Genomic DNA, 7,545 nt, shown 5'->3' with positions numbered 1-7,545 from the left:
GCCGGGCGTGCCCGATGTGTCGCGATTTCCGGCGCGCGTGTGGACGCGGCTGCACAACAAGTACTGGCGGCGGCTGCGCCCCGACCTGCTGACCTACGCGCCGGGCGGCGGGCTCGCGCTGCTGCGCGAGGCGCTGGCCGACTACCTGCGCACGTCGCGCTCGGTGCGCTGCACGCCCGAGCAGATCGTGATCACGACCGGCATCCACCAGTCGATCGACCTCGCGGTGCGGCTGCTGACCGATCCGGGTGACGCGATCTGGACCGAAGACCCATGCTATTGGGGCGTGCGCAGCGTGCTGAACGTGTCGGGGCTGACGACACGGCCGATCCCGGTCGACGACGAGGGCATCGCGCCGTCGGCCGCCGATCTCGCCGAACCGCCGAAGCTGATGCTCGTCACGCCGTCGCACCAGTATCCGCTCGGGATGGTGATGAGCCTCGCGCGGCGCCGAATGCTGCTCGAATATGCGCGCCAGCACGGCTGCTGGATCATCGAGGACGACTACGACAGCGAATTCCGCTACGGCAGCCGGCCGCTCGCGTCGCTGCAGGGCCTCGATACGTCCGGGCAGGTGATCTATGTCGGCAGCTTCGGCAAGACGCTGTTCCCCGGGTTGCGGGTCGGTTACCTGGTTGCGCCCGAGCCGCTCGCGGAAAGTTTCGCGACCGCGAGCGCCGAGCTGTATCGCGAAGGGCAGTTGCTGCAGCAGGCCGTGCTGGCCGAGTTCATCGCGGAAGGGCACTTCGTGTCGCATATCCGCAAGATGCGCACGCTGTACGGGCAGCGCCGCGAAGTGCTGCTCGACGCGGTCGCGCAACGCTACGGCAACACGCTGCACGCGCTCGGCAGCGATGCGGGGCTGCATCTGGTCACGCAGTTGCCGGAAGGCGTCGACGATCGCGCGGTCGCGCAGGCCGCGCTCGAGCGCAATATCGTCGTGCGACCGTTGTCCGGGTATTACGCGGACCGCGAACGGGCGGCGTCGGGGTTGCTGCTCGGCTATGCGTGCGTGCCGGAGGACGAGATCGCGACCGCGTTCGCGACGCTCGCCGAGGCGATCGACGAGCGGGCGTTCGGCAACGCGGTCGAGCTGGCTTGAGCGACGCTTCCGGTCACGGCATCGCGTCGCGATGTCCGCCGCCGTCGTCGAAACCGGACGGCGTCATGCGCTCTCGGCGGCCGAGCGCGCATGCGCGTCCTGCGGACCCTGCCGCGAACCTCAATACCCGATCCACACCGCGAACGTCAGCACGACGCACGACAGCGCGAGCAGCGTCAGGAACAGCGGCAGCACGAAGCGGATCCACGCACCGAAATCGACACGTGCGGTAGCCAGATACGCGAGCAGCATCCCGGACGTCGGCGTGACGAGGTTCGTCAGTCCACCGCCGAGCACGAACGCGAGCACCGACGTCTGGCCGCTCACGCCTGAGAGCTGCGCGATCGGCCCGATGATCGGCATGCTGACCGCGGCCTTGCCCGACACCGACGGAATGAACACGTCGAGCACCATCTGCACGCCCATCAGACCGTTCGCGACCCAGACCGGCGATTGCCCGTCCGCGAGCCGCGTGAAGAAGTTGATCAGCGTGTCGAGCACGAGGCTGTTCTGCAGCAGCAGCTCGACGGAAGCGGCGAGCCCCATCAGCAGCGCGGCGAGCATCATGTTCTTCATCCCGTCGACGAACGCGTCGGCCGCGCTGCGCGAATCGAGCCGGCCGATGATGGCCGTCGCAATGCTCACGGCCGTATAGAACGCCGCCAGCTCGACGTTGCCCCACTTCAGTTCACGCGTGCCGTAGATCAGCATCGCGACGGCCGCTGCGAACACGGCCAGCGTCGCCTTGTGGCGCAGCGACAGCTTCGCGGCCGCGTGCGTGGCATGGCCCGCGGCGGTCTGCCCGGCTCGATAGCCGGTGTTGCGCACGTAGCGCAGCAGGTACAGGATGCCGATCGTCAGGAAGACGATGAACACGGCCGCGCGCAGCGCGACGCCGCTGAACAGCGGCACGCCGACCAGCGGCTGCGCGACGGCGAGCGCGAGCGGGTTCGTGACCGACGCGATATAGCCGATCTTCGCGGCGAGCGCGACGAGTGCGACTGCGAACAGGTCGGAGAGGCCCAGGCGCCGCGCGATCACGACCACCATCGGAATGATCACGAGGTACTCGGAGATGAAGCCGAGCAGCGTGCTGCCTAGCCCGATCAGGATCATCAGCATCGGTGTCAGCAGGTACGCGTTGTTGCCGGTGAGCTGCAGCAGCCGGTCGATGCCGGCATCGACCACGCCCGTGCGGCGCATCACGCCGAACATCCCGCCGACGAACATCACCATCACGATCAGCGGCGCATTCTTCAACAGCCCTTGCGGTACCGCGACGAACGCGGAGACGAGGCTGGCCGGCAGCGCCTGCGCGGACGTGCTGTGGCTGACGGCCGGCGCGACGAGCGTGGAAAGGGCGGTGGTCTTCGGCACCACGTGATAGGTGCCCGGCACGACGAGCCGGCCGTTGCGCGCGAACTGGCCCGAGTCGACGACCCACGTGAGCGCGATCGCCGCGGCGAGCACCCACAGCATCATCACGACGGGGTGCAGCATCTTGCCGTGCGGATGCGGCTTGTGACCGGCGAGCGCCGCCGGATCGTCGGCCGCGAGTGCGGGCGTGTCGGCGCCGTGCGCGCCGGCCGGGTTCGGGGAAGAGGCGGACATCGGATCCTCGTCGAAGAAGAAGCGGGCCGTCAGGCCGGTTGCAGCGCGGCGCGCGCCGGGACGTAGCCGAGTTCGGCGGAAATGGCGAGGCTGCACGCCTGCAGGCGTTCGAGATAGTCGGGAATGTCGGCGTGGCTCACGCGCACCTCGGGCCCCGTCACGCTGACGGAGGCGACCGTCGCGCCCGTCAGGTCGCGCACCGGCACCGCGATCCCGACCGCGCCGGGCGTCACCTCGCCGCTGCTCACCGCGTAGCCCTTGCGCGCGACCGCGTCGAGTTCGCCGGCGAGCTGCGCCGGATCGTCGGCCTGCCCGTTTCGGCGCAGTTTCGCGAGATATTCGTCGCGCACCGGGTCGGGCGCGAATGCGAGCAGCACCTTGCCCGATGCGCCGAAATTGATCGGCCGGCGATTGCCGACCGCGCCGACGGTGCGCACCGTGTGCGTCGTTTCGCAACGCGCGACGCACACCGATTCGAGCCCTTCGCGTACACGCAGCACGATGGTCTCGTTGATTGCCTGGTTGAGCGCGAGCATGTGCCGGTGCGCGGCGCGCACGAGCGCGTTCTGCTGCGATGCGGCCACGCCGATCACGAATGCCTGCGGGCCGAGCGCATAGGTGGACGTGCGCGGGTCCTGCACGACGAAGCGGTGCAGTTCGAGCGTGCACAGCATCCGGTACGTGCGCGACTTGTTGATGCCGAGCTGCGACGCCAGCTCGGTCACGCCGAGGTTCGGGTGCTCGGCCACGTAGGTCAGCAGCTTCAGCGCGCTGTCGACGGCGTCGACGATGTAGGTCGTCATGCGGGGTCTCCCTGCGGCGCGATGCGCGCGCGGACGTAATCGGCGAGCGCGTCCAGATACGCGTCGACCGAGCGCTTCAGCGTGGCGAAGCCCGCGTGTTTCGCGAATGCGGCCTCGTCCATGTACAGCGCGCGGTTGAATTCGATCTGGATGCTGTGGCGCTGCCGTGCAGGATCGGCGAGCGCGGTCAGCAGGTCGCCGCCCTGGTACGGGTCGTTGACCTGCACGCGATAGCCGGCGCGTGCGAACCACTGCGCGGTCCACGCGGTGAACGCCGGATCGGCGGTCGTGCCGCGCCGGTCGCTGACAACGACGTCCGGCCGCAATTCACCTGCGTCGACGTTCATCGCGTTGCCGCGCGACTTCATCGAATGGCAGTCGATGTGCCACAGCGCGCCGTGCGCGGCATGGAGCGGCTCGGCGATGCCGGCGAGCGCGCGGCGGTACGGCAGGTAATACGCATCGATCCGGTTGCGTACTTCCGCGAGCGACAGCTTGCGGTCGTACAGCGGCACGCCGGGCAGCGCGTCGCGCCGGATCAGCCCCATTCCGCGCTGCGTGTACGGCTGTGGCGACAGCGGCTCGGGCCACGGTTCGGCGAGCAGGGTCTCGTCGATGTCGGTTTCCGCGCGGTTCGGATCGATGTACGCGCGCGGAAAGGTCGCGCCGAGCAGCGTGCCGCCGCGTGCGACGGCGCCGGCCCACAGTTCGTCGATGTATGCGTCCCACGTGGTGCGGATCGCATCGTCGGGTGCGACGGTGGCGAAGTCCGGCGGATACGCGATGCCGCTGTGCGGCGAGTCGACGACGATCGGCAGGGCCGGCACCGTTGGCGTCGCGACGAAATAGGCAGGCGATGCGCCGGCAGTCGCGTTGTTGCAATTAAACGTCAGCATGGGGATCAGGTTCTTTACCTAGTTTCTCGAGGCGTCTCGTTCGTTTGTTTTAATCATTAAAACAGCGTATCAATATTTCACAACGGCTGAAAATCGCGGTCAAGGGCTTTTTGCGATATCGGGATTGCGCGTCGCGATCGGGCTGAAAGTACCGTGGTTATTGGGCTTGTTTCATTCTTCGAAACGCCTGGTGGTTCAAGGGTATTGGGCTCCCGCGTGCGATTTTTGGCATCGCTTGACGCTTCAAATCCACAAAATCGACAATTAATAAGACGATGTTTTATTCAATAAAACACGTGTCGAGCGAATTAAATCGCTCCCCATATTCAATCGATAAAAGGGGTCGGAGATGAAGCGAAAAGGGATGGCAGTTGCGCTGGCGGGTATCGCAACGGCGGCGGGTGCGATGCACGCGCACGCACAGTCGAGCGTGACGCTGTACGGCGTGGTCGATTCGGGGATCACGTACACGAACAACCAGAACGGTCACGCCGCGTGGCAGGCGACCGGCGGCAACGAGCAGGGCACGCGCTTCGGGCTGCTCGGCAAGGAAGACCTCGGCGGCGGCACGCGTGCGGTGTTCCGGCTCGAGAACGGCTTCAACATCGAGTCAGGTGCGGCGAGCCAGGGCGGCCGGCTGTTCGGGCGCCGCGCGTACGTCGGGCTGGAGAACGACCGCTGGGGCACGCTGACGATGGGCCGCCAGTACAACGCGGCGCAGGAAGTGCTGGAGCCGCTGCAGATCGGCGCGACCACCGCGCTCACGCAGTACGCGCTGCATCCGTTCGACACCGACGACCTGAACAACACGTTCCGCACCAACAACTCGGTGCAGTACCAGACGCCGACGTGGTACGGGCTGCGCGCGGTCGGCCTGTACGGTTTCTCGAATTCGACGTCGTTCGCGCAAAACCGCGTGTGGAGCCTTGGCACGAGCTACGAGAACGGGCCGCTGCAACTCGGTGCGGCCTACGTGCGCGTCGATCATCCGGCCATCGATACGACCGGCGCGGCGGCATCCGACAACTACTACACGTTCATCAAGGGCGTGACGCGCCAGCAGATCTGGGGCGCGGGCGGCGCGTATGCGTGGGGCGCCGCGACGTTCGGCCTGCTGTACACGAGCTCGCTGTTCAACCTGCAGACGGGCGGCGCGATGCGCTTCAACAACTACGAGGGCAGTGTGCGCTACCTGATGACGCCCGCGCTGCAGTTTGCACTCGGCGAAACCTATACGCAGGTGCTCGCGTCGCAGGGGCCGAAGCCGAGCTCGCATTACCTGCAGACGAGCGTCGGCGCGCAGTATTTCCTGTCGAAGCGGACTGATGTCTACGTGAATGCGTTCTACCAGCGCGCGTCGTCGAACGCGGTGGCCGCGATCGAAGGGATCTCGAATCCGTCGAGCACACGCACGCAGATCGTCGCGGTGACGGGCATCCGCCACAAGTTCTGACGCGGCGGCAGGCCGCGGGCGCGCGCTTTCCGCTTACAGCCGGATCAGCGCCGCGCCCGCGACCACCAGCGCGCACGCGGCGAGCCGCTGCGCGCCGGGCCGCTCGCGCATCACGAGCCAGCCGATCGCGACCGCGAAGATCGAGCTCGTTTCGCGCAGCGCCGACACCGTCCCGACCGGCAAGTACCGGTACGCGAGGATCACGATGCCGTAAGCGGCGAGCGAGATCGTGCCGGCGATCGCGCCCTGCGTGAGTGCCGTGCGCGAGCCGAGCACCGCGCGCGGGCCGCCACGCACCGCACAGACCAGCACGAACTGCGGCACGCTCCACAGCACGTACACCCACGCGATGTAGCCGAGCGCACTGCCCGACACGCGCGAGCCGATGCCGTCGCAGATCGAATACGCGGCGATGAACACGCCCGTAAGCAGCGCAAACGGCACGCCTTCGCCGGAGAACCGGAAGCCGCGCCGCAGCGCGAGCGACATGATGCCGAACGACACGAGCGCGATGCCTGCGAAGCCGAACGGCGTCGGTTGTTCGTGGAGGAATACGAGTGCCAGCATCGACACGAGCAGCGGCGAGATGCCGCGCGCGATCGGATAGATCTGCCCGAATTCGCCGCTGCGGTACGCGCGCGCCAGCGTGAAGCAGTACGCAACCTCGAGCACGGCCGACCCGGCGATGTACGGCCACGCGGCGGGCGCCGGCGCGGGCAGCAGCGCGGCGCCGGCGACACCGAACACGAAATACGGCAGCGACATCGTGCCGAGCTGGACGAGCCGGTCTTCGCTGACGTGGAGGAAGGCATTCCAGATCGCGTGAAGCAACGCGGAGCACAGCACGAGGCCGATGAAGAGGTGATCCATGAACGAAGGGGCGGACAGAGGCGGGAGCGGAGGGGGGCGCCGTCATTATGTGGGTATCGGGCGCACTCGCATGGAATTGTCGATAATGTAGTGTTGTTATTCACCGGATCCCGACCATGACCGAAGCCACCCAAGCCCAGCCTGCCGTTCCGCGCCTCACGAGCCTGTCGCATGGCGGCGGCTGCGGCTGCAAGATTGCGCCGGGCGTGCTGTCCGAGTTGCTGAAGCGCGCGACGCCGCCCGCGCTGTTCCCGGACCTGCTGGTCGGCACCGAGACGTCCGACGACGCGGCCGTCTACCGCCTCAACGACGAGCAGGCGATCGTCGCGACCACCGACTTCTTCATGCCGATCGTCGACGATCCGTTCGACTTCGGCCGCATCGCCGCGACCAACGCGCTGTCCGACGTCTATGCGATGGGCGGCAAGCCGATCCTCGCGCTCGCGCTGGTCGGCATGCCGATCAACGTGCTGCCGCACGAAACGATCGCGGCTGTGCTGCGCGGCGGCGAATCGGTGTGTGCGGACGCCGGCATCCCGGTCGCGGGCGGCCACTCGATCGATTCGGTCGAGCCGATCTACGGGCTCGCGGCGATCGGCGTCGTGCATCCGTCGCGCGTGAAGCGCAATGCGGCCGCGCGTGCGGGCGACGTGCTCGTGCTCGGCAAGCCGCTCGGCGTCGGCGTGTTGTCCGCCGCGCTGAAAAAGAACCAGCTCGATGCCGCCGGTTACGCGCAGATGGTCGCGACGACCACCAAGCTGAACCGGCCGGGCGCCGAACTCGCCGTGCTGCCGGGCGTGCATGCGCTGG

General features: G+C 67.5%; 7 protein-coding genes. 3 read left to right on the top strand and 4 right to left on the bottom strand.

Annotated elements, in window-relative coordinates; all coding sequences use genetic code 11:
- The coding region (locus G3N99_RS30875) for a PLP-dependent aminotransferase family protein (RefSeq protein ID WP_206124273.1) at window positions 1-1,102 on the top strand (1,102 nt) is incomplete at its 5' end.
- 120 nt (window positions 1,103-1,222) lie between these two features.
- Here the strand turns inward: G3N99_RS30875 and G3N99_RS30870 are convergent.
- From G3N99_RS30870 to G3N99_RS30860, 3 genes are read right to left on the bottom strand one after another with little or no spacing between them, the layout of a single operon-like run.
- Window positions 1,223-2,713 carry a YfcC family protein gene (locus G3N99_RS30870; protein WP_206124272.1) on the bottom strand — a complete coding sequence of 497 codons (1,491 nt, stop codon included), beginning with the start codon at window positions 2,711-2,713 and terminating at the stop codon, window positions 1,223-1,225.
- A gap of 29 nt (window positions 2,714-2,742) precedes the next feature.
- Window positions 2,743-3,516, bottom strand: coding sequence for an IclR family transcriptional regulator (locus G3N99_RS30865; RefSeq protein ID WP_174941084.1), 774 nt, complete (start codon window positions 3,514-3,516; stop codon window positions 2,743-2,745).
- Window positions 3,513-4,412: an N-formylglutamate amidohydrolase gene (locus G3N99_RS30860; protein ID WP_206124271.1), complete on the bottom strand. Its 900-nt coding sequence runs from the start codon at window positions 4,410-4,412 to the stop codon at window positions 3,513-3,515. Before G3N99_RS30860 ends, G3N99_RS30865 begins: the two co-directional genes overlap by 4 nt.
- Window positions 4,413-4,761: 349 nt before the next feature.
- Between G3N99_RS30860 and G3N99_RS30855 the strand changes: the two genes are divergently transcribed.
- Window positions 4,762-5,865: a porin gene (locus tag G3N99_RS30855; RefSeq protein WP_174941080.1), complete on the top strand. Its 1,104-nt coding sequence runs from the start codon at window positions 4,762-4,764 to the stop codon at window positions 5,863-5,865.
- Window positions 5,866-5,898: 33 nt separating this feature from the next.
- Here the strand turns inward: G3N99_RS30855 and G3N99_RS30850 are convergent, their stop codons facing one another.
- Window positions 5,899-6,735, bottom strand: a complete 837-nt coding sequence (locus G3N99_RS30850; protein ID WP_174942110.1) for a DMT family transporter — start codon at window positions 6,733-6,735, stop codon at window positions 5,899-5,901.
- A 116-nt stretch (window positions 6,736-6,851) separates the two neighbouring features.
- Here G3N99_RS30850 and selD point away from each other — a divergent pair.
- Window positions 6,852-7,545: selenide, water dikinase SelD (gene selD, locus G3N99_RS30845; RefSeq protein ID WP_206124270.1), on the top strand; the 694-nt coding region annotated here is incomplete at its 3' end.

The sequence above is a fragment of the Burkholderia sp. Ac-20392 genome (genome assembly GCF_017104585.1).
GTDB classification, from domain to species: Bacteria; Pseudomonadota; Gammaproteobacteria; order Burkholderiales; family Burkholderiaceae; genus Burkholderia; species Burkholderia lata.
The sequence above is the reverse complement of the archived record's forward strand: the minus strand, read 5'-3'. Positions and strand labels throughout refer to the sequence as shown.